Annotated in this window: 19 protein-coding genes; 10 read left to right on the forward strand and 9 right to left on the reverse strand. The window is 67.2% G+C overall.

Annotated elements, in window-relative coordinates; translation table 11 throughout:
- Positions 1 to 111: 111 nt before the first annotated feature.
- Both EF834_RS01280 and EF834_RS01285 read left to right on the forward strand, forming a co-directional pair.
- Positions 112 to 588 (forward strand): PH domain-containing protein, encoded by a 477-nt coding sequence (locus EF834_RS01280; protein WP_127944851.1) that lies wholly within the window; start codon positions 112 to 114, stop codon positions 586 to 588.
- On the forward strand, positions 585 to 2120 hold the full coding sequence (locus EF834_RS01285) for a PH domain-containing protein (RefSeq protein ID WP_127944854.1): 1536 nt from the start codon (positions 585 to 587) through the stop codon (positions 2118 to 2120). The genes EF834_RS01280 and EF834_RS01285 overlap by 4 nt, the downstream gene beginning before the upstream one ends.
- Positions 2121 to 2138: 18 nt before the next feature.
- Here the strand turns inward: EF834_RS01285 and EF834_RS01290 are convergent, their stop codons facing one another.
- The 4 genes from EF834_RS01290 to typA form a co-directional block, all read right to left on the reverse strand.
- Entirely contained in the window at positions 2139 to 2564 is a 426-nt protein-coding gene (locus EF834_RS01290) for a hypothetical protein (RefSeq protein ID WP_408014436.1), read from the reverse strand.
- Entirely contained in the window at positions 2554 to 3474 is a 921-nt protein-coding gene (gene mshB / locus EF834_RS01295; RefSeq protein ID WP_127946027.1) for an N-acetyl-1-D-myo-inositol-2-amino-2-deoxy-alpha-D-glucopyranoside deacetylase, read from the reverse strand. Before mshB ends, EF834_RS01290 begins: the two co-directional genes overlap by 11 nt.
- Positions 3475 to 3523: 49 nt before the next feature.
- Positions 3524 to 5272 (reverse strand): ABC transporter family substrate-binding protein, encoded by a 1749-nt coding sequence (locus EF834_RS01300; protein WP_235870947.1) that lies wholly within the window; start codon positions 5270 to 5272, stop codon positions 3524 to 3526.
- A gap of 153 nt (positions 5273 to 5425) precedes the next feature.
- Positions 5426 to 7321: a translational GTPase TypA gene (gene typA, locus EF834_RS01305; protein ID WP_127944864.1), complete on the reverse strand. Its 1896-nt coding sequence runs from the start codon at positions 7319 to 7321 to the stop codon at positions 5426 to 5428.
- Positions 7322 to 7698: 377 nt separating this feature from the next.
- On the opposite strand from typA, the gene EF834_RS01310 reads away from it, so the two are divergent.
- Positions 7699 to 7881 carry a hypothetical protein gene (locus EF834_RS01310; RefSeq protein WP_127944867.1) on the forward strand — a complete coding sequence of 61 codons (183 nt, stop codon included), beginning with the start codon at positions 7699 to 7701 and terminating at the stop codon, positions 7879 to 7881.
- 24 nt (positions 7882 to 7905) lie between these two features.
- Here EF834_RS01310 and EF834_RS01315 read toward each other — a convergent pair whose 3' ends face one another.
- Positions 7906 to 8307 (reverse strand): (deoxy)nucleoside triphosphate pyrophosphohydrolase, encoded by a 402-nt coding sequence (locus EF834_RS01315; RefSeq protein WP_127944872.1) that lies wholly within the window; start codon positions 8305 to 8307, stop codon positions 7906 to 7908.
- Between the two features lie 33 nt (positions 8308 to 8340).
- Here EF834_RS01315 and EF834_RS01320 point away from each other — a divergent pair, with 33 nt between their 5' ends.
- Entirely contained in the window at positions 8341 to 8631 is a 291-nt protein-coding gene (locus tag EF834_RS01320; protein WP_127944875.1) for a 4a-hydroxytetrahydrobiopterin dehydratase, read from the forward strand.
- On the opposite strand, the gene EF834_RS01325 is transcribed toward EF834_RS01320, so the two are convergent.
- Entirely contained in the window at positions 8573 to 9865 is a 1293-nt protein-coding gene (locus EF834_RS01325) for a mannosyltransferase (protein ID WP_127944878.1), read from the reverse strand. The genes EF834_RS01320 and EF834_RS01325 overlap by 59 nt on opposite strands.
- A 359-nt stretch (positions 9866 to 10224) precedes the next feature.
- On the opposite strand from EF834_RS01325, the gene EF834_RS01330 reads away from it, so the two are divergent.
- The 3 genes from EF834_RS01330 to EF834_RS01340 all read left to right on the forward strand — a co-directional run bounded on the left by EF834_RS01330 (position 10225) and on the right by EF834_RS01340 (position 11992).
- Entirely contained in the window at positions 10225 to 10953 is a 729-nt protein-coding gene (locus EF834_RS01330) for an Rv1157c family protein (protein WP_127946028.1), read from the forward strand.
- 102 nt (positions 10954 to 11055) lie between these two features.
- On the forward strand, positions 11056 to 11394 hold the full coding sequence (locus EF834_RS01335) for a hypothetical protein (RefSeq protein ID WP_127944881.1): 339 nt from the start codon (positions 11056 to 11058) through the stop codon (positions 11392 to 11394).
- A gap of 358 nt (positions 11395 to 11752) precedes the next feature.
- Positions 11753 to 11992 (forward strand): maltose regulon activator MalT, encoded by a 240-nt coding sequence (locus tag EF834_RS01340; RefSeq protein ID WP_127944884.1) that lies wholly within the window; start codon positions 11753 to 11755, stop codon positions 11990 to 11992.
- A gap of 180 nt (positions 11993 to 12172) precedes the next feature.
- Here the strand turns inward: EF834_RS01340 and EF834_RS01345 are convergent, their stop codons facing one another.
- The 3 genes from EF834_RS01345 to EF834_RS01355 form a co-directional block, all read right to left on the reverse strand.
- Positions 12173 to 12529, reverse strand: coding sequence for a hypothetical protein (locus tag EF834_RS01345; RefSeq protein WP_127944886.1), 357 nt, complete (start codon positions 12527 to 12529; stop codon positions 12173 to 12175).
- Between the two features lie 92 nt (positions 12530 to 12621).
- A complete protein-coding gene (locus tag EF834_RS01350) occupies positions 12622 to 13356 on the reverse strand; it encodes a DUF1906 domain-containing protein (RefSeq protein WP_127944889.1) in 735 nt (244 codons plus the stop codon).
- A 150-nt stretch (positions 13357 to 13506) separates the two neighbouring features.
- Positions 13507 to 14478, reverse strand: a complete 972-nt coding sequence (locus EF834_RS01355) for a restriction endonuclease (protein ID WP_127944892.1) — start codon at positions 14476 to 14478, stop codon at positions 13507 to 13509.
- 221 nt (positions 14479 to 14699) lie between these two features.
- On the opposite strand from EF834_RS01355, the gene EF834_RS01360 reads away from it, so the two are divergent.
- The 3 genes from EF834_RS01360 (at position 14700) to EF834_RS01370 (ending at position 19257) form a co-directional block, all read left to right on the forward strand.
- Positions 14700 to 16169 carry an FAD-dependent oxidoreductase gene (locus tag EF834_RS01360; protein ID WP_127944895.1) on the forward strand — a complete coding sequence of 490 codons (1470 nt, stop codon included), beginning with the start codon at positions 14700 to 14702 and terminating at the stop codon, positions 16167 to 16169.
- A 212-nt stretch (positions 16170 to 16381) separates the two neighbouring features.
- A complete protein-coding gene (gene oxc, locus EF834_RS01365) occupies positions 16382 to 18076 on the forward strand; it encodes an oxalyl-CoA decarboxylase (RefSeq protein ID WP_127944898.1) in 1695 nt (564 codons plus the stop codon).
- Positions 18073 to 19257: a CaiB/BaiF CoA transferase family protein gene (locus EF834_RS01370; protein ID WP_127944901.1), complete on the forward strand. Its 1185-nt coding sequence runs from the start codon at positions 18073 to 18075 to the stop codon at positions 19255 to 19257. Before oxc ends, EF834_RS01370 begins: the two co-directional genes overlap by 4 nt.
- Positions 19258 to 19369: the final 112 nt, after the last annotated feature.

A 19369-nucleotide genomic window follows, 5' to 3' on the forward strand; every position in this document is an offset into this window, starting at 1 on the left:
TCCTACGGTCCTCAGGGGCATCCTCCACCATAAGCCACGAGTCGGGCAGGATAAGGTCGTGAGCCTGTGTTCCCTTCTCCCGACTCGACACGATCCGAGCGACCAGTGACGATGGCCGACCCCCAGTGGCGGCCGAGCACCAAGGCCAGGCTGTTGTGGGCGATCAACGCCGCACTTCTGTGGCTCCCGGTGTTCGTGGCCCAGGCCGTGGTCGTAATCATCGGCTGGTGGCCGGGGTGGGTACCCGGTGCCGTTCTCGCGACCACCATGGTGCTGGCGGTGGTCCACATCCTCGTCGTACCGCTCTGGCGGTACCGGGTGCACCGCTGGGAGATCAGCGAAACCGCCGTGTACACCCGGACCGGATGGTTCACCCAGGAGCGTCGGATCGCACCCATCTCGAGGGTGCAGACCGTTGACACCGAACGCGGACCAGTCGACCGCATGCTCGGACTCGCCACGGTGACGGTCACGACCGCCTCCTCGGCCGGCGCCGTGCAGATCGTCGCCCTCGATCAGGAAACGGCGGATCGCACGGTCGCAAGGCTTACCGAGATTGCAGGAGCGAACGCCGGAGACGCCACGTGAGCGTCCCCGTCGAATCGTCCGGAGCGGCAGCCCTCGCGGCCGAGGAAGAGCAGCCGTGGCTGCGTCTCGACAAGCGGATGCTGATCGTGCATCCAGTTAACGAGATCCTCACGCTGCTGCCGGTCATCGTGGTGTCGTGGATTCTCGGCAGCAGTAGCGGCAACCACTACTGGGGGCTGATAGCTGTCGCCGCGCTGGTAGCGCACGGCGTGCTGCGTTGGGTCACCACCACCTACCGCGTCGGACCCGTGCACGTACAGCTGCGACGCGGGGTGTTCCAGAAGAAGTTGCTCTCGGTCCCGCGCAGCCGCATCCGGTCCGTCGATGTCGAGGCAGGCGTCATGCATCGGCTACTCGGGCTGGCCGTGCTGCGGATAGGGACCGGAAGGCAAACCACCCGCCACGAAGACCGGTTCGAGCTCAACGCCCTCGACGCGTCGCTCGTGCCGGATATGCGCTCCGCACTCCTCGCCGGACGCGGACGCCCCCCGGATGCGGAGGACGACGCGGCACCAGCAGTCGCACAGACCCGCGAGATCGGGCACTGGTCCGCGTCGTGGGTACGCTACGCCCCGTTCTCCGTCACGGGTCTGATCGCGATCGGCGCCTTCGTCGGCGTGATCTTCCAGTACGGCCTCCAAGACCGGATCACCGACGCACCTGTATTCACGAACGGCTTCGATTCCGCCGAACAAGCCGGGGCACTCGCCCTCTCCGTTCTCTCGCTGTTCGCGCTGATCACGCTGTTCGTCGTCGCGAGCGTGCTCGCGAGCGTGCGGTATCTCGTCGTCTACGGAGATATGACCGTCACGGACAACGGTCAGACCCTGCACGTGAGCCACGGCCTGCTGCGGACGCGACAGACCACGCTCGACCGCGCCCGTCTACGCGGGACGACGCTCAAGCAGCCACTGCTGCTTCGCCTGGTGGGCGGCGCCGCGCTGGACGCGATCATGACAGGCGTCAGCGCCGAGCACCGCGAGTCCTCGCTGCTGCTACCGCAGAGCCCACGCACCGAGGCAGCCCGCGTGATGACGACCGTCCTCGGCGACGACCGACAGGCCGACGCGCCGCTCGTCGCGCACGGACCGGCCGCCCGTCGAAAGCGATACACGCGAGCCCTGTGGCCCGCGGCGCTCGCCGCCGTGATCGCGGTCGCCGTCCTCGCCACTGGCGGGCACGTGCCGTGGCCCGCATGGGCGGGGGTCGTGGTGCTGGCCGCCGCGGGGGCGACGTTGGCGCAGGACCGCTACCGTGGGCTCGGCCACGCGGTGCTGCCGGGCTGGCTGATCACCCGCAGCGGTTCGCTGGACCGCCGACGGCACAGCCTCGAGGCCGCGGGCATCATCGGGTGGACGGTGCGGCAGACGTTCTTCCAGCGTCGGGCGGGCCTCGCCACGGTCATCGCAGCCACACCCGCGGGCACCGGCCGATACGTCGTTCACGACATTCCCGCCGAGCAGGCGTGGTCGCTTGTCGAGGCCGTGACGCCGGGCGCCGGAGGCATCTGGCTTCGCGCTCAGAAGGACTAGTACTGAGCGCGCGAACGATCAGTTCTGTGCGCGCGCGACCATCGTCTCGACCTGTACCCGGAACAGGTACACGCCCGCGGGCAGGACGGCTCCGACGAACAGCAGCAGTGTCCGCCAGTCCTCGAAGACGAGCACATCGCCGCCGGGTCCACCGATCGTGCAGACAGCGAAGCCGAACAGCCAGCCCAAGAGCGGCGCCGCAGCGACGAGCACCCGATCGGTGAACTGACGGGCGCCGATGACGAGCAGCAGATTCACCGCCGCGCCAACGAGGATCGACACCGGGAACGGCGCCGTCCCGATGTACGCGGGCAGGAACAGGACCGTCAGGACCGCGCACAGGAACCCGTCCAACGTGAGCAGGGCCAACGTCGTGCGGCTTTCTGCGACGCTCGGCGGGGCTTCGGTGGAGCTCGGATCGGTCACGCTTCGATCATCCGCCATGACCGCTGCCCGCATCACGCTGGGTGGGGAGCGGTGCGGAAACCCCGGCGAACAGGTCCGCCTCGCGTCCACGCTCGTCGACAGGGCCGGCCTGCCCGCGGACCAGCACGAAGTGCTCCTCGGTCAGGATCGGCTGTACTACGAGGTTGGACAACACGAAGCCGGAACCCGACGGTGTCACGGCCACCTGAGTCTCGTGGGCCCGCAGGGCCGTCAGCTTCGCCTCCATCACCGTCGAGACGTCCACCGCTGCAGTCACTGTGGAATCCGGCACGCTCGGCAACTGGTCCGGTTCGGGCATCGTCCACCCGGCGGGGATCTCGCCGATCCGGGAGAGTCCTGCCTCGAGTGCTCCCTGCTCAGCGACAGTCCAGTAGAACTTCGCGACCTCCCACGGCGCACCCGCATCGGCGAACGCGGCGGTGCCTGCAGCCTCGACGGCCGCCGTCGTGAATCGGTGTGTCTGAACGTGATCGGGGTGGCCGTACCCGCCGGCCGGGTCGTAGGTCACCACGACGTGCGGACGCAATTCGCGGATCGCCGCGACCAGCGCGCCCACCGCCTCGTCCGGATCGGCGTTCACGAACGCCCGTGGGTTTGCCGACGACGCAGTACCTGCCATACCCGAATCCCGCCAGCGACCGGCGCCACCCAGGAATCGGGGCGCGGACGCACCCAACGCCCGCAGCGCACGGGTCAGTTCGAGGATCCGGTAGCCGCCCAGCTGATCGGCGCGGTCGGCGACCAGCCCGGCCCACTGGTCACCGATCACCTCACCCTCCTCACCGAGAGTGCAGGTGAGGACCGTGACCTCGGCGCCATCCGAAGCGCAGCGGGCTATCGCGCCACCCGTCGTCAGCGTCTCGTCGTCGGGATGTGCGTGTACGAACAGGATGCGTCGACCGCTCACCGAACCCGCTTCCTCACTCACTGCACGATCCACTCACTGCATGGTCCACTCACTGCAAGATCCGCGTCCAGGTACCGGCATCCGCGAAGACACCCACCTGAACCGGGCCGGTCAGGTCCACGCGTTCGACGCCCGGTCCCGCCGCGACGACGGTGTTGTCCTGCAGCACCGGCAGCACCGCCGCAAGATCCCACAGGCGCGGCTCGGCCTCCGCGATAACTTGCAGCACGTCGCCCTGTCCCCGCAGGGCCTCGTCGATCGCGGGCTGCAACACCGGATCGCACAGACCCGAGAGGTTGCTCGGAGCCCGTCGCGCGGGCCCCTCTTCCGACGCGACGGTCGGCGACGATTCGGAAGTGGTCCCCAACGGCGTCAACGGCAGGCACCCGAAGCGGGACGCAAGAGACGTCGCCGGGTCTCCTCCGGCTCGCTCCCACCCGACCACCGCGTCGACGGTTCCGGCCGACAGTGCGTCACCGTAGAGATCCTCACCATGCAGCACCTGGACCGCGGCCGCGATGCCAGCGCCGCGCCACAGGTCGGCCACCGTGTTCGCGACCGCGATGGCCGTGCGGTCGTTTTGCGGTGCACCGATCACCAAGGTCAGCTGGTTGTCCCCGCGCATCAGGCGACCGCGAGTCAGGACCTCCGGATCTGCCGGGCCCGTCTCGTTCGGCACCGACTGGAATCCGGCCGCCGCCAGTAGGTCCGTCGCCTGCTCACGCGCGAGCGCCTGCGGGGCCGTGGGTACATAGCCGGGGTCGGAGGGTGCCAGCACCTGAGCGCGCGCCGCCGTCGCCGACGACTGACTGCCGGCACCGACGGTCGCGAGCAGGTTCGCGTCGAGCAACCCGAGCAGACCCCTGCGGACCCCTACGTCGGCCAGCTGTGCCACCCGGCCGTTGAGCGTCACCGTCAGCACCCGCGGTTGCAGTTCGGTGCCCGTGCGCACGCCGGGGATCACCGAAAGCTGCGCGAGAGTCCCGGCCCCTCCGTGGACTCGCGCCACCTGTGTGTCACCGGATCGCATGGAATCGGCCAGCTGCGCCGGCGACCCGCCGCGGCGCATGAGAATCTCGTCGGCCACGGCCGGCGGGCCCCAGAATCGGTCGTTGCGCTCGAGCAGAATCTCGTCCCGGCCGGGGTCGACCGACTTTATGTGGAAGAGGCCACCGGACACCGGGATGCTGTCCGACAGTCCCCGCGCGAACCCACCCGGCGAGTCCTTCACCAGGTGCGACGGCAGCAGGTCGGTGAAAAGCTGGCGCCACGCCGGATATGCCGCCGTGAGCTTGACGGTGACGGTCTTGCCGCCGCCGGACGACTCGACATCTTCGATCAACCCGTAGCCGGCGGGGTCGACGACCCCGGGCTGACTGATCATCTGCTGCCACAGGTACCGGAAGTCCTCAGCGGCGATCGGCGCGCCGTCGGACCATTGGGCCTCGTTGCGCAGCTGGTAGACGATCGTCGACGGCGCCTCGGGTGTCGGCGGCTCGAGGGTCGCCGACACCAGAACCGACGGGTCGAGCACCCAGTCCGTGATGCCCGGGCGTTCCGGGTCGAGCACCGGCCGGAACGGGCTCGGCAGAACGAGCGCACTGACCGCGGAGTTCACGGGCGACTGATCGGCGAGAAGATGCGGATTGAATCCCGTACCGACGTCGTCGATCGCGACGACCACGGTGTTCCTGGCGGTCACGGTGGTCGTCGGACTGAGGCTGTCCGTGCTCTCGACGGGCGGAGGCGGATTGGCCGTGCAGGCGGCGGTCAGCAGCACACCGACCGCAACTGCCACGGCAGCGCGGCGCCCTCCAGCCCCCGCATTCCGGTACAGCGCCACTATCGATCCTCCCCTCCCTGCGAACTCGCACGGCGAGCGGACACCACATCCGTGCACGGTGTACAAGGATTCAGCCTCGCACAGCGCACGAGAAAACCGGTACTCACCTCAGAGGGCGGCCTTGTCACGAGCCTTCTGGCGAGAGCGCTCACGGGCACGCTCGGTGGCGTTCAGGTGGACCTTGCGTACGCGGATCGCCTCGGGCGTGACCTCGACGCACTCGTCGCCGGCGCAGAACTCCATGGCCTCTTCGAGACTCAGGGTGATCGGCTTGGCGAGCGTCTCGATGACGTCGGCGGTCGAGGAGCGCATGTTGGTGAGCTTCTTCTCGCGGGTGACGTTGATGTCGAGGTCCTCGGCGCGCGGGTTGATGCCCACGACGTGGCCCTCGTAGGTGTCCGCGCCCGGCTCGACGAAGAACGTGCCCCGGTCGGCGAGTTGGATCATCGCGAAAGGCGTCACGGAGCCCGCGCGGTCGGAGACGAGCGACCCGGTGTGGCGGGCGCGGATCTCGCCGGCCCACGGGCCGTAGCCGTGGGCGACGGCGTTGGCGATGCCCGTGCCGCGGGTCTCGGTGAGGAAGTCGGTCCGGAATCCGATCAGGCCACGGGCCGGGACGATGAACTCCATCCGCACCCAGCCGGCCCCGTTGTTGGACATCTGGACCATCTTGCCCTTTCGGTTGGCCAGCAGCTGGGTGATCGAGCCGAGGTGCTCCTCGGGGGCATCGACGGTGAGCTCCTCGAACGGCTCGTGCACCTTGCCGTCAACCATCTTGGTGACCACCTGCGGCTTGCCGACGGTCAGTTCGAAGCCCTCGCGGCGCATCTGCTCGACGAGGATTGCCAACGCCAGCTCACCGCGGCCCTGCACTTCCCAGGCGTCCGGGCGGCCGATGTCGAGGACGCGCAACGACACGTTGCCAACCAGTTCGGAGTCCAGGCGCGACTTGACCATGCGGGCGGTGAGCCGGTGCCCCTTGACCCGGCCGACCAGCGGTGATGTGTTGGTGCCGATGACCACGGAGATGGCCGGCTCGTCGACGGTGATCGTCGGCAGCGCGACAGGGTTCTCGGTGTCGGCGAGTGTGTCGCCGATCATGATCTCGGGGATTCCGGCGACGGCGACGATGTCACCGGCGGCAGCGACCTCGCCCGGCTCCCGGTTGACGCCGACCGTCTTCAGCAGCTCGGTGATCTTGACGTTCTTGATGCCGTCGGCGTGCATCCATGCGACGTTCTGGCCTTTGCGGAGCTCGCCGTTGTGGATGCGGACGAGCGCGAGGCGGCCCAGGAAGTCCGACGCGTCGAGGTTGGTGACGTGGGCCTGCAGCGGCGCGGCCACGTCACCTTTGGGTGCCGGGACATGGTCCATCAGCACCTGGAACAGCACGTCGAGGTTCTCGTCGGCCGGAGCCTGACCGTTGTCGGGACGAGTCAGCGACGCACGGCCCTCACGGCCCGATGCGTACAGAACCGGCAGGTCCAGCATCGCCTCGGCCGCCTCGGCGGCGGTGTCGTCGAGGTCGGATGCCAGGTCGAGCAGCAGATCCTGCGTCTCGGTGACGACCTCCTCGATCCGCGCGTCAGGGCGATCAGTCTTGTTCACGACGATGATCACCGGCAGCGACGCCGCGAGCGCCTTTCGCAACACGAACCGGGTCTGCGGCAGAGGTCCCTCGGACGCGTCGACGAGCAGCACGACACCGTCGACCATCGACAGGCCGCGCTCGACCTCACCACCGAAGTCCGCGTGACCGGGGGTGTCGATGACGTTGATGACGGTGACCGAGCCGTCCGCGTTGTGACGGTGGACGGCAGTGTTCTTCGCGAGGATGGTGATGCCCTTCTCGCGTTCGAGGTCACCGGAGTCCATGACGCGGTCGACCGGCTCGGCACGCTCGGCGAAGGCCCCGGACTGGCGCAGCATGGCGTCGACGAGGGTGGTCTTGCCGTGGTCGACGTGCGCGACGATGGCGACGTTACGGAATTTGGTGGTGCTCACGCGGGGCGTTCTCCTGGCTACTTACGGGGACCACGCGAGTTTGGTGTCGCACGGCATGGGCTGCCGTTACGCGCATGCGTGATTCCCATTCGCGACCCCGGGGCACCGAGCGTCGTGCAGAAGTCACGACATGTGCGCCGACGGAGGGATGGCGGCCAGCGAACACCCTACCCGCCCACGGCTGCGGTTCTCACATCGCTGCCCACCATCACCACCGCCGACCTGCGGATCGTGATGTGGGCCACCGCTTGCGGGAGTCCTGTCAGTTATCTCACGGTCGCCCTCGGGCCACTGCCCGCGGCCAACGAATGAGGGTACGCTAACTTCACGCGACAGCGGTCTGGGCGTCGCATTCGAAGGAAGGTCGGGCTCGCCACATGGGCAAGGGAAAGGTGAAGGCCAGCAAGGTGTCTGGCCTCAAGCCCAAGAAGAAGTGCTGCCGGAAGAAGACACGCTGCCTCAAATGCCCGGTCGTGATCATGCGGATGAAGAAGCTCGAGGACGAGGGCGCGACCAAGAAGGAACTGAAGAAGGGGCTCAAGAAGGCTCGCGCGGCCTGAGTATCCGCAGCCCGAGAGCCTGGGTCACCCACCGAGGAGCGTGACGAGGTCCGGCAGCCAGCCGCGGTCGTTGCCGACGAGCGCGATCTCACGCAATTCCCGGGCATCGACCCAGCACAAAGCCGCGTGGTCAAGAGCTCGTGGGGTGCCGCGGATCAGTTCGGCTCGGTACGCGCGCAGGACCAGGCCGTCCCGGAGGGGCACGTCGGCCCCGATCCGCTCCCCCACCGTCACCTCGACGCCCAGCTCCTCGAGCAGTTCGCGGTGCACGGCGTCGGCGGGGGATTCCCCGGGCTCCACCTTGCCGCCCGGCAGTTCCCAAAGCCCCGCGAGCTCGGGCGGGCGGGTGCGCTGTGCGAGCAACAGCCGCCGGCCCTGGATCACGGCGGCAGCGACAACCTCGCGGTCGCGGGTCCTCCCGGTCATTGCGGTTCTCTCGACATCGCACCATCATGAGGTATGGCCGAGCTGCTGTCCGACACCGACATCGATACGGCACTCACGGGTTTGCCGAGCTGGCGCCGCGACGGCGCCGCGCTGGTCCGGACCGTCGAATCATCGAGCTTCCCGGCGGCGATAACGCTGGTTGACCGGATCGCGGAAGCGGCTGAGTCCATGAATCACCACCCGGACATCGATATCCGCTGGCGCAAGGTGACCTACACGTTGTCGACGCATTCCGCCGGTGGCATCACGAAATCGGATCTGGAGTTGGCTCGCCGGATCGACGAGCTGGCGGCGTCAGCGTGATGCGGTACCTGCGGCCCGCGTAGGCGACCCACGCGAAGACGACAAGAACGCCGACCACATTGACCGCTGCGGCCCACGCGAGCGCGCCCGGGCGTGAGATCGAGTCGTCCTCGAGCTGCTTGAGAACCCACGGCACACCGATGACGGTGACCGCGAGCCAGCTCGCCGCGACGATGCGCGTGCCGAGCAGCCGTCCGTACGGTCCGTACACGAGCCAGATCAGCATCGGTAGCACCCACACCCAGTGGTGCACCCACGAGATCGGCGATACCAGCAGCCCGAAGAGCTGCACGAGCACCAGCGTGCCCAGCCGGTCATCGCGGTCGAGTGCACGCCACGCCAGGAAGCCCAGGGCGGCGGCGACCACGACAGCCGCGATCCACACGACCCCGGAACCGACGTCGTGACCGGCGAGGCGACTGAGCGCACCGCGCAGCGACTGGTTCCACGCCGACCCGACGGGTCCGATCCGGTCGGCGTCCCCGAACTTGGACGTGAAGTAGTCGCGAGCTTGGCCGTCGATCACGAGGTAGCTCAGGCCGACGGTGCCCGCGAATGCCACGCCCGAGAAGATCGCCGCGCGCCAGCGTCGTTGCGCGAGGAAGTACAACCCGGTGATCGCCGGCGTGAGCTTGACGCCGGCGAGGGCGCCGACAATCCCGCCGGACACCCACCACCTGGTGCTGCGAACCGCGAGCATCGCCCCGAGCACCAGGAACACGTTCACCTGGCCGTAGTCGAGCGTCGTGCGCACGGGTTCGCTCCACACGCCGAGCGCGGTCCACAGCATCGCGACATTTCGCCAGCGAGGTTCACGTGCGGTTTCGCCGATCAGCAGTTCGAGGCTGATCCGGATCACCCAGAAGAGGGCCACGACGGTGAACACCTGCCAGCAGAGGCCGACCAGCCCGAACGGCAGGTAGTGCAGCGGCAGGAACACCAACGCCGCGAATGGCGGATAGGTGAACGGGAGCGGGAAGTCGGGCGTCTCCTCCGAGTAGGTGAATGCGTACAGGTCACCGTGAAGCAGGGCAGCCGATCCGTCGACGTAGACGTGGAGATCGACGAAGTTGGTGCCGTTGGGCGTGAGGATCGTCCACAACAGCCTGGCCAACACCGACAAGGCAAGTACCAGCGGCGCCCACCGGAGGAGCCGGTGGAACACCGTGCGCGCCCGGTCGGCGCGTGAAAGCCGTGAAAGCACTGACACTGGCTGGCGTTCTCCCGTGGACATGTGGCTGGACGCACCCAGTGCGGCGCAGCGGCGGGAAGGACCAGGTGTCGTGTCAGCCTAACCCGACCCGAACAACCGGTCGAAATTCTCGCCTCATGCGTAACAGTTGCATCAAGGATCATATTTTCCCCATACGTAACGGGATATGGTCACCAGGCGATGGCAGTCACGTCACAGGTTGCATAGACTCCTCGCGACGCTGGTCACGATCGAACCGGACGTATGAGTCTGTACACACCGGGGGTCGATCCCTAAAGTGACCCGCGACCGAGTAGGACGCAGAGCCCGCTCTGTGGGCCGATGCTGCACCGCAGTTGTCTGACGACAAGGATGGGGAAACCGTGATTCGTAACCGAGGAATGCGACGAGCGATTACTGCCTGCGCAGTTGCGGCCGCCGCGGCACTCGCTGTCCCGGCCAACGCGACCGCGCAGCCCACACCCCCCGAGGGCGTCTCGATCGACACGCTGGCAGCCCTTGCGCCCGCCATCGTGGGGATCGTGGCCGACGCGCCGGATCTCAACGACGCCGATGCCAAGGCCGACATTCTGGCTCAGGCCCGCGACCTACTCGAGGGCGCGAACCTGCCGCCGGAGCTGGAGTCCACTCTCGAGAGCGTCATCACCTTCCTCGACGGCAGTGGCGGAGGCGGACCGGAGATACCCCAGAACGGCCCGGTGATCGCTCAGTTCCTGTACCCGACCGTCGGCCAGGGTTGCATCGCCCCGTCGGGCGACTCGGTCGGAACGGCGCTCGCGGTTCCGGGGCCGGCGCAGCTGCCTCCGCCCGGGCCGGGCGCAGGTCAGGCCGGATTCGTTTTCACGGCGCTCGGCACGGAGCGGGCCGCTGAGAATCAGGGCATGACGGTGACGTGGATCAACATCGACAACGGACGTCGCGCGACGCAGGACCTCACTACAGAGGCGCGAATCAATCCGGACGGCCCCGCCACGCTCTCGGCGATCGCCGATACCGGTCCGGGACGCGTCCTTGCCACCATCTCGGGTTCGCTGACCACCGAACCCGAGGGTTCTGCGCCGATCACGTGCAGTTTCCTGCCGACCGTCGGAATGTTCACGGTCGCATAGAACACGCGTTTCACAACGAAGGTCCCGCCGAGTATTCGGCGGGACCTTCGTTTTAGCCGCTCTCCGCTGTTGCGGACCCATCGGTTCGTGGTAAACCGAAGAATGGCCGACAGCATGCAGTCGATCCGTTCCTGGAAGTCGCGGCGATCGATCTTGTCGATCCGTTCCGAGGGCTCGATCCTGTCCATAGGGAGCGTCGGCTCGATCCTGTCGATCGGCAGCATCGGCTCGATCCTGTCCATCGGGTCGATCGGCTCGGCCGCGTCCGCGTTGTCGTCGCTGTCGTTCGTGAGTGTCGGATCAGCGATGTCGGGGCTGTCGAGATGGTCGCTGATGTCCTGGCGCGGGGTGGGACGCTCCCCCGAGCAGCGTCCGACGCTCGTGGTCGTGCCCGACGAACCGGACCTCGCCGTGTCGACCACTCGACACGTGCAGTCCTAGAGCCCAGAATCTCGTCGGGCAGTCCCGGATAGCTGGCCCCGCGAGACCCCGCCAAGTCTGGCCCTGCAAAATCTGGCCCTACGGAGTCTGCGAAATCTGCGTCTGCTGAGCGCCGGCCGAAGAGCTGCCTTCAGAGGAGCCCATGTACAGGTTTGCAGCGATCGCGTACAGCAGGTTGATGAGAATTTCCACGAGACCCTCCACGTAGTAGTGGTTTTCAGACTGTTGCCATCATCCGAACCGGTTCACCGGTCGGACCCACACTGCATATCGCAGGAACATCTCGGCCCGTTTCACCCTCTCACAGGTGCGGTAGCGTTGGGGTGGCATCGTGAAGTCACTCCAGGGAGTCACGGCCATGAGCAAAGAGAAGTGGTGGGTGCTGGGATCCGACTCCGGTTGGTCTCTCGAAGAGCGTCCGAACGGCGATCACGTCGTCATCAGCCAGTCCACGGCTGAGGAACATGTGCTCGCCGGGTACCAATGGATGCACGTCAAGCACGACGACGCGGAGACCGGAACCCACGCTCACGCCCTCAAAGTACTGGGCGAGGGACCACCGCCATTTGGGAAGTGGACGGAATTTCACGGAACGTGAAAGTCAACCGAATCCGGCGAAACGGCGTTCCACTCTTTCAGTGAGGTTCCACGAGCGTTCGCCCGCGCTGGGGGCGGCTCTCCCGAGTCGTGAGGAGCCCCGAGCGAGGGACTCAGTCCCGAATGCCGAATGGGCGCCCTCCTTGCCGAGGACGCCCATTCGGTTGGGTAGGGAAAGTTGTCAGGTCCAGAGCACCGCGATCAGTGTGTTCACGATGGCCAGGCCGCCGACGACGTGGGCCAGGTTCGGGTTACCCTCGTCCCGCTTCTGCCGTGCACGGCCGATCTCGGCGATGGCGACGACGGCCAGGGCGATCAACAGCTTGACGCCGATCTTGGCGTTGTTGACATCCTCGTCCAGCGAGTCGATGGACGAGGCCATGCCGACGATCACCAGACCGGACAACAACTGGATTCGCGCGCCCCAGACCATCACCTCACTGATCCGGGGAGCTTTCAGAACCGACAGGTAGCCACCGACGATCGCAGCCATGCCCAGCAGGTGCACGGCCACGATGATGTTGTAGAGGACAGACATGTCCTTACCTTAGCTTTGGGCACAGGTTGGACCGACACGCCGACCCGGGATCCACTCCCGGACGGGTCCCCTACCGATTTCGCCAGGAAGGGCTACGACAGGAAGTACCGGTTGCGAGTCGACCACTGCCCGTACTCGGGCTTGAGGATCGAATTGAGGTCGACGCCGATCCCCCCGATCTTCCGCTTGTCGATCTCGAATTGGTGCAGGTGCGCGGCGGGATGCACGTAGTCTGCCGGCGTTCCCCAGTTGTGCTGCCAGAACCACTCGCCCACGCCCGCGCGCAGACACCGATCGATCGTGGGCGAGTTCGCGTAGACACCCACGTTCGAGTGCCCCATGACGCTCCCCCAACCGCGTAGATACGGAGCGATCAGGTTGTCGAACTCCCATTCGGACGGGTTGTCGTCGATGGACGCGTAGATGGGGCAGTTCTCGGGTCCCCCGGCGGCGCGATGAAGTTCGAGGCCGCGGTTGGCATGACGCACGCCGGCGTCGTAGCCGCCGCGCCAGTCCGCCGTTTCCCCCTTACCGAACTGGTAGCAGGAAACGATCTGCAGCCCGAAGGCTGCCATCGCGGCCGCCTCCCCGAGCAGCATCGGCTTACCGAGCATCCATTCTGCGCCGGGGCGCCGGTCGGAGACGTAGCGGATGGCGCCGACGTGTCCGGCCAAGAGGATCCCGAGTGGGGACGGCACACCCGCCGAGTAGTCGACCAGCGTCGCCGGTCCTGCGCTCGCAGTCGTCGGGCCCGCCGCTGCGGCCAGGCCGGCGGCTGCGGAACCAACCGCCGCGATCTTGAACAGTCCCCGCCTGGAAACCCGCATCACAAACCTCGCATAACCGGCGGGCATCCGGCAGTTCCGTAACTGGCCCTCGCAGGTTCACTCCGCCTTGCCGCTGTTGGATTCGAGGCCTATTTCACCACAGTCACTCAGGTACCGTCAGTCACATCAGTGACTCCACAGCTGAAGTAGTCAGTCGGTTTCGAGGCCGGCGAAGAAGTCGGTCTGCACTGCGACGTCCTCGACCACGCGCGTCGTCGTCCGCACCCCGAGCGCATGCTCCTTGAGCAGGTCGCACAGCCGGTCGCCGTCGATGAGGTCGACAGGCGGTGCACCATCGCGACTGGACTCGGCCCGCGCCTCGCTCGTGAAGGTCCCCGTCGTGATCAGCAGGCCCTTCTCGCCGCGACCGGCCATTGCGCCCCGCAGGTCGCGAACAGCGCCGACACCGACGCTGCCACTGACCCGCTTGCACTGGAAGGCGACGGGAAAGCTCAACAACGAGATCTGGCACATGCCGATGCCGTCGACGCCACCGTCGCCCCCGCGAGCGGTGATGGTCGCGCTCGAGAAACCGGCCTCACGCAACAAGCGCTGGATGAGCCTTTCGAAGGCGGTCGACGACATCCGCAGGATCTCCTCGAGCAGTACTGCCCTCCACTCGATCGTCTCGTCGGATTCGCCGTACGCCGTGTCCGATTCCGCCTCCGCGGCCGCATCCGACGGCGGAAGATCCTGCTCGTCGGGAACGCCGGCCTTGCGGTTGAGGCGTTGCCGGCGCTTGTCGGCGGTGAAGGCCGCGAGCAGCGGACGGATGTCGCTTTCGGTCACCTCGCGTCCACGTTTGGTCACGCTCCACACCGCTCGACGACTGTTGGCAAGCAGGCCCATTCCCTTGAGATACGTACGCGCCCAAGCCAGTCGGTACTCGACCTCTGTCCCCGGCCCCGCTCCGTGCAGAATCCCCTGCACCTCGGGTGACCAACCCTCACGTTCCACGACCGCGCCGTCGAGTTCGTTGTTCGACGCCGACCCACCGAGCGCGATGAGCGCCTGCAAGGTGGGCCAAAGTAAATCGGTGTACGGGGGGAGCTGGGCGATCAGATCCGCCTGACCGGCGACGTCCCCACCCTGTCGCTCCTGCACCTGCACACCCGCTCCCATCGCACCGTCGGTCGGTGGCCGTTCGACACCGGATTCTCAGCCGACCTGGATGTTAACCGCTGGTCTGTGCGGCTTCGAATCTGGTGGCATCGGAATGCGACCGGGCAACTCGGCGTACTCGACGAGACAGTCCGACGATTCGGGCGCGCCGACCGGCTGAAGCGTCGATACTGGAACAGGAACACGTTCTACTTAGTCGCATGTCGAAAGGACCCAGCTCCATGGCCGAGGCCACCTCCGTTCGTCCCCTGTCCGCCGAGACCATCGACACGTGGAACTACGAGGCCGATGTCGTGATCGCCGGCTACGGCGTCGCCGGTGCGAGCGCCGCGGTCGAGGCCGCCCGCGCCGGCGCCGAGGTCCTGGTCCTCGAGCGGGCCGGCGGCTGGGGTGGCGCGGCCTCCCTGGCCGGTGGGTTCATCTACCTGGGCGGCGGCACCGCGCTACAGAAGGCCCTCGGCTTCGAGGACACGCCCGCGAACATGAAGACCTTCATGATGGCGGCCCTCGGCCCGGGCGCCGACGAAGAGAAGATCACCGATTACTGCGAGGGCAGCGCCGACCACTACAACTGGCTCGTCGAATGCGGCGTGCCCTTCAAGGAGAGCTTCTACGGCCAGCCCGGGTGGGAGACTCCGTTCGACGACGGCTTGATGTACTCCGGTGGCGAGAACTCGGCTCCGTTCAGCACGATCGCCACCCCGGCTCCACGCGGGCACATCCCGCAGATGGCCGACAAGAAGGTCGGCGAGAAGGGCGGCGGCTACATGCTGATGAAGCCGCTCGTCGATACGGCCACCGCACTGGGCGTGCAGGCGCAGTACGACATGCGTGTGCAGACGCTGATCACCGACGCATCCGGGCGCGTCGTCGGCGTCCAGGCGAAGCAGTACGGCAAGGACGTCTTCGTGCGAGCCCGCAAGGGTGTGGTACTGGCCACCGGCAGCTTCGCCTACAACAAGGAGATGGTCGAGTCGTTCGCGCCGCGGCTGATCGGACGTCCCGGTGCCGCGATCGAGGAGCACGACGGCCGCGCGATCCGCATGGCCCAGGCCCTCGGCGCCGACCTCGCCCACATGGACGCTACCGAGGTCGCGTTCTTCGGTGATCCGCAGATGATGGTCCGCGGCATCCTGGTCAACGGGCGCGGCCAGCGCTACGTCAACGAGGACACCTACCCCGGTCGTATCGGCCAGCTCACGTTGCTGCAGAACGACAATCAGGCCTACCTGATCATCGACGAGGAAGCCTACGAGGAGGCGAACACCACTCCGACGTCGACGCCCTTCTTCCGGTTCCAGCCCAAGTGGGTCGCCGAGACCGTCGAGGAACTCGAGTCGGAGATGGGCCTGCCGGAGGGGACGCTGCAGGCCACCGTCGAGGTCTACAACAAGCACGCAGCCAGCGGGCAGGACCCGGTGCTGGGCAAGAAGTCCGAGTGGGTGAAGCCGATCGGCTCGCCCGTGGCCGCTCTCGACCTGCGCAACTTCACCGCCGGGTTCACGCTCGGCGGCCTGCGCACCAACACCGACTCCGAGGTCCTGCACGTCTCGGGTGATCCGATTCCCGGCCTGTTCGCGGCCGGCCGTTGCACTGCCGGCGTGTGCGCGTGGGGCTACGCCAGCGGCACGTCCCTCGGCGACGGCAGTTTCTTCGGTCGTCGCGCGGGCATCAGCGCCGCGAGGGGCTGATGCCGGGGAGGTGACCGGGTACGCCCGGCCGGTCAGGCCGGGCTGACCCCGTCACCGAGGAGAAGCATCCCCGCGGTCCGCACGAATTCGCGGCATGCCCGACGTTTCGGTCAGGCCTTGCCTTGTGAGCTGACCGGTACCGCCACGCGGGGCATACTCGGGGGAAGACCGCCGCCCTCGGGGCGGATTCCAGCCGTTTCGGGGATGCACTCATGACCGAGACCGAGTCCGATTCCGATTCCGTCGACGGGAACACGCTCGTCGTCGATGCGCTTGCCGCCAATGGCGTCTCGACTATCTACGGGGTCGTCGGAATCCCTGTCACCGATCTCGCCCGCACGGCCCAGGAACGGGGCATGCGCTATCTGGGTTTCCGCAACGAGCAGGCCGCCGGGCATGCGGCCGCGGCGGCGGGCTATCTCACCGGGCGCCCCGGCATCTGCCTGACAGTGTCGGCGCCGGGCTTCCTGAACGGGGTGGTGGCGCTTGCGAACGCGACCGTCAACTGCTTCCCCATGATCCAGATCAGCGGATCGAGCGACCGCGCCATCGTCGACCTCGAGCAGGGCGACTACGAGGAACTCGACCAACTGACCGCGGCGCGCCCGTTCGCGAAGGCCGCGTACCGCGTCGACTCCCCCGAGCTGATCGGCGTGGGTGTGGGCCGTGCGATCCGCGCCGCGGTCTCCGGTCGGCCCGGCGGCGTGTACCTGGATCTGCCGGCCGACGTCCTGAGCGCGTCCGCTCAACGCACCCCGCCTCCACGGATTGTCGATCCGTCGCCGCGCCAGATCCCGGCGCCCGAATCGGTGGACCGGGCGGTTGCCCTGCTCGAGCAGGCGCGGCGCCCGCTGATCGTTCTCGGTAAGGGAGCCGCCTACGCGCGCGCCGACGCCGTGATCCGCGAGCTCGTCGAAGCGACGGGTGCGCCGTTCCTACCGATGTCGATGGCCAAGGGACTTCTGCCTGACGACCATCCCCAGTCGGCGGCGGCCGCACGATCGCTGGTGCTCGCCGACGCCGACGTCGTGGTCCTGGTCGGTGCGCGCTTGAACTGGCTGCTCGACCACGGGCGACCACCGCGGTGGTCGGCGGATGCACGGTTCATCCAACTCGACATCTGCGCAGCCGAGTTCGACAGCAACCGCCCGATCGAGGCACCGGTACTCGGGGACATCGCTTCCTCGGCGGCCGCACTGCTCGCGGCAGTCCGCCGGAGCCGTATCGCCCCGGTGCCCGAGTGGCGGGAGCAGATCGAGGCAAGCAAGCGAGCGAACGTCAAGAGAATGGACGCGCAGCTGCACGCCGACGTGCACCCGATGAACTTCGCTGTCGCGCTGCGGGCGATCCGAGACGTCCTCGACGACCACCGTGATGCGATCGTCGTCAGCGAGGGCGCGAACACCCTCGACAGCGCGCGCAACATCATTCCGATCTACGCACCCCGGCACCGGCTCGACGCCGGGACCTGGGGCGTGATGGGCGTCGGCCTCGGGTACGCGATCGCCGCAGCCGTGGAGACGGGCGAGCCCGTAGTAGCGATCGAGGGAGACAGCGCGTTCGGCTTCAGCGGCATGGAGATCGAGACGGTCTGCAGGTACAAACTGCCGGTCGTCGTGATCGTGTTCAACAACGGCGGGGTCTATCGCGGCGACGAGATCAACGCCCACTCCGACGACCCGGCACCGACGGTGCTGCTGCACTCGAGTCGGTACGACACGTTGATCGAGGCATTCGGCGGCGTCGGATACCACGCCGAGACCCCGGCCCACGTAGCGGCGGCGCTCCGGTCGGCACTCACCACCGCGGCGCCGGCGTTGATCGACTGCGTGATCGACCCAGCCGTCGGCACCGAGAGTGGCCACCTGCAGAAGCTGAATCGACTGGCCCGCGAGGAGGAACCATGACCGAACACGATCCCGGCGGATACCTCGATCCCACCAAACCACAAGCACTCGAAGGGATTACGGTCGTCGACTTCACCCGGGTGCTCGCCGGGCCGACCTGCACCCGGATGCTCGCCGACGCGGGCGCTCGGATCATCAAGATCGAACGACCGGGCATCGGCGACGACACCCGTCAGATGGGCCCGTTCGCCGACGACGGCACCTCCGAGTACTACCGGCTGGCGAATGTCGGCAAGGAGAGCATCGCAGTGGACCTGAAGGATCCGGACGACATGGCGCTGGTCCGGTCGATGATCAAGCACGCCGACGTGGTGGTCGAGAACTTCCGCCCCGGAGTGATGGCCGGGCTCGGCCTTGCGCCCGACGACCTCGTCGCGCAGCATCCCCGACTGATCGTGTGCTCGATCTCCGGGTTCGGCCAGTCCGGCCCGATGCACCAGGAACCGGCCTACGACACGGTTGTCCAAGCCCTGTCGGGAATCATGGACGCCACCGGTTGGCCGGATGGTCGCCCGACCCGGGTGGGCACGTCGATCTCGGACATTGCCGGGGGGATCATGGGCTACTGCGGCGTCGTCACCGCCCTCGTCGCGAGGGAACGTACCGGCCGCGGGACGACCGTGGACATCGCGATGCTCGACAGCACCTTCGTGTTGATGCAACAGTGCCTGATGGACGTGCTCGGGCGCCGCGTGCGCCCGACGCGCCTGGGCAACCGGCACCCGTTCATGTACCCGTTCGACACGTTCGAATGCAGCGATCGACCGATCGCGATCGCCGTCGGCAACGACCGTCTGTTCGAAACCTTGTGCAATGCAATGGGCCTGACGCACCTCCCGGCCGACGCGCGGTTCGCCACCAACGTCAACCGGTGTGCCAACCACGCCGACCTGAAGGCCGCGATGGAGAAGGTGCTGAGCACCGACACCTGCGAAACCTGGCGCAGCCGGCTGGTCGATGCGGGCGTGCCGGTCGGAATGGTCCTCAACATCGAGGACACCTGCAAACTCGACCAGATCGCGGTACGCGGCATGATCAAAAACGTTGGCGGGTTCGACGTTACGGGAACACCGCTCAAGTTCGGGACGTGGGATTCGGTCGGCGCGACGATTCCTTCTCCGGACCTCGACGACTGCGGAGAGTTGCTCCGAAGGGAGTTCGCGCCGCGCCCCGATGCGTGACACGGGCGGAACAAATTGCGACACGCATCCATAACATCCATAACACTTGGTTGACAGCCGCATACCTTCCATAACACTTGTTTGACAGCCGCATACGGCAAGTCGACAGTGG

Origin of the sequence: Rhodococcus spongiicola (assembly GCF_004011835.1) — a bacterium.
Lineage (GTDB): Bacteria > Actinomycetota > Actinomycetes > Mycobacteriales > Mycobacteriaceae > Prescottella > Prescottella spongiicola.